At 63.3% G+C, this 2550-nt stretch carries 3 protein-coding genes; all 3 read left to right on the top strand.

The window, feature by feature from the left end; genetic code table 11:
• Positions 1-1305, top strand: a 1305-nt coding sequence (locus RIF85_RS15610) for an ATP-binding cassette domain-containing protein (RefSeq protein ID WP_309072817.1), incomplete at its 5' end; no start/stop codon positions are given.
• A 139-nt stretch (positions 1306-1444) separates the two neighbouring features.
• Entirely contained in the window at positions 1445-1912 is a 468-nt protein-coding gene (locus RIF85_RS15605) for a DUF4383 domain-containing protein (protein WP_309072816.1), read from the top strand.
• 122 nt (positions 1913-2034) lie between these two features.
• A complete protein-coding gene (locus tag RIF85_RS15600; protein WP_309072815.1) occupies positions 2035-2463 on the top strand; it encodes a MarR family transcriptional regulator in 429 nt (142 codons plus the stop codon).
• The last annotated feature ends 87 nt before the right edge of the window (positions 2464-2550 follow it).

Raw genomic sequence — 2550 nt, 5'->3', positions numbered from 1 at the left:
GAGGGCGGGCTGCTCGTGGTCACCCACGATCGCTGGTTCCTCGACGAAATCTCCACCCGCACGTGGGAAGTCCACGACGGCATTGTGGACGGATTCGACGGCGGTTACGCCGCCTACGTGCTCGCCCGCGCCGAACGCGACCGCATGGCCTCCGTCGTCGAGGGCAAGCGCCAACAGCTCGTGAAGAAGGAACTCGCGTGGCTGCGCCGCGGCGCCCCCGCGAGGACGTCCAAGCCGAAGTTCCGCATCGAGGCAGCCAACGCGCTGATCGCCGATGTTCCGGAGCCGCGCGATTCGCTCGCTCTGAGCAAGCTCGCGACCGCCCGGCTGGGCAAGGACGTGCTGGACCTCGAGAACGTCTCGCTGGAGCTGGGGGAGAAGCCCCTGTTCAAGGGGATCACCCTGCGCCTCGCACCGGGCCAGCGCCTAGGGATTGTCGGCGTCAACGGTGCGGGCAAGACCACCCTGCTGCGGCTGCTCAATGGGGAAATGGCGCCGACGTCGGGCCGGCTGAAACGCGGCAAGACCGTGCAGACGGCGATCCTGTCCCAGGACGTCCGCGAGCTCGACGACGTCAATCACCTCCGCGTCACGGAGGTGATCGAGCAGGAGAAGCGGGTGGTGTCAGTCGGCGGCAAGGAAGTGTCGGCGAGCCAGCTTGTGGAGCAGCTCGGGTTCACGAACCAGCGGCAGTGGACTCCTGTCGGTGACCTGTCCGGTGGTGAGCGGCGGCGCTTGCAGCTCCTGCGGCTGCTGGTGGGGGAGCCGAACGTGCTGATGCTCGATGAGCCCACCAACGACCTCGACACCGATACCCTCGCTGCGGTGGAGGACGTGCTCGACGGCTGGCCGGGCACGCTCGTGGTGGTCTCGCACGACAGGTACCTGCTGGAGCGCGTCACCGACACGCAGCTGGCGCTGTTGGGCGACGGCAAGATCCGCGACCTGCCCGGAGGGGTGGATCAGTACCTGCAGCTGCGCCGCGCGGCAGACTCCGGCCAGGGCTTGGCAGGCACACCCCTTTCAGCGGACGGCAACGGTACGACGGCGGCAGCCGGTTCCGCTGGCCCGTCGCCGGAGGAGGCCCGCCAGGCGAAGAAGGACCTGACGCGCATCGAGCGGCAGATGACCAAGACCAGTTCGCAGATCGAGAAGATCAACCAGCAGATGAGCGACGCCGGCAGCAAGGCAACCGTCGACTTCGAGAAGATGGCCGACCTCGACGCGAAGCTGCGTGAGCTGCAGGGGGAGCAGGAATCACTCGAGGAGCAGTGGCTCGCGGCCGCGGAGATCCTGGGGGAGTAGCGCCCACTGCGCCACCGAGCCCGCACTTGCACCTAAGTACTAAGGGTGCTTACCTTGTAGATAGTAAGGGAGCTTCATTAAGGGCCTTACTTGCCGAACAGAAGTTGCCAGACATTTATCCGTATCAAGGGAGAGCATCATGACAACAGCAAACACACCCGCCGCAGGTGACAGAACAAGGACGGATATTCAGAAGGCCGCGACCGCGGTCGGCGCCGTTTTCCTGCTTGTCGGGGTCCTTGGATTTATCCCGGGCATCACCAGCCAGTACGACCAGATGAGCTTCGCGGGTCACGACTCCGAAGCGTTGCTGCTTGGAATCTTCCAGGTCTCAATCCTGCACAACATCGTCCACCTGCTCTTCGGTGCAGCCGGTCTTGCCATGGCTCGCACCGCTGCCGGGGCACGGAACTACCTGATTTACGGTGGTGCCGTGTACCTGATCCTCTGGATCTACGGTCTGGTCATCGACCAGGACTCGGCCGCCAATTTTGTGCCGGTGAACGGCGCCGATAACTGGCTGCACCTGCTCCTTGGTGTAGGAATGATCGCCCTGGGTCTGCTGCTGAGCCGTAACCGCACCCGGACGACTCATACCAGCCACTAGACGATTGCGTCCGCGTCGGCCGGTGCAGGGGTGCAACAATCCTTTGCGCCGGCCGAAGGCCTTTAACCCGCCTCTGTTGGAGGAATCGATTCTCACAATGCTGTCTCTCAGAAGCGCCCCCCATGTCGAACCTTGATGAGTGGCCCACTGGACGCCTGATGTTCACCGCCGCACGGTTAGTCGAGAACGCTTACAACGAGGAACTCGCCGCCTACGGAATCACCTATGCCGCGCTCACCATCCTGTCGGTGCTCGCAGTCCGAGGGGCTCTGTCACAGAACCAGCTCGCCACGGACTTGAAGGTGCAGTCCCAGACGCTGGGGAAAATGGTGGACGCACTTGTTCGGAAAGGCCTAGTGACCCGCACCCGTCATTGGCGCGATCGCCGAAGCCACCTGGTCGACATCACACCGAACGGGCTAAACATTGTAGAAGATATCGCTGCACTCGAAGAGAAATTAGAGCAAGCTGGTGCTGCGCGGGAAGCTACCCTCAGAGATCACGCTCAGATGCTCATCCGAACCTTCGATCGGGAACGGTACATACCCTGAAACGGTGTGACACCGGAGCTTAGAAGGCTTTCGCTTCCGCCCGCGGTTCCTCCCAGACTGTGATCGTCCTGTGGCCGGGGTTCAGGT

The organism is Arthrobacter sp. (genome assembly GCF_031179385.1).
In the GTDB taxonomy this organism is placed as follows: Bacteria; Actinomycetota; Actinomycetes; order Actinomycetales; family Micrococcaceae; genus Arthrobacter_D.
This window is presented reverse-complemented; position numbering and strand designations above follow the sequence as displayed.

Bases quoted from the DNA above. Each gene is read 5' to 3' on its own strand.
- RIF85_RS15605 (WP_309072816.1), top strand. From the start codon at position 1,445: ATGACAACAGCAAACACACCCGCCGCAGGTGACAGAACAAGGACGGAT.
- RIF85_RS15600 (WP_309072815.1), top strand. From the start codon at position 2,035: ATGTCGAACCTTGATGAGTGGCCCACTGGACGCCTGATGTTCACCGCC.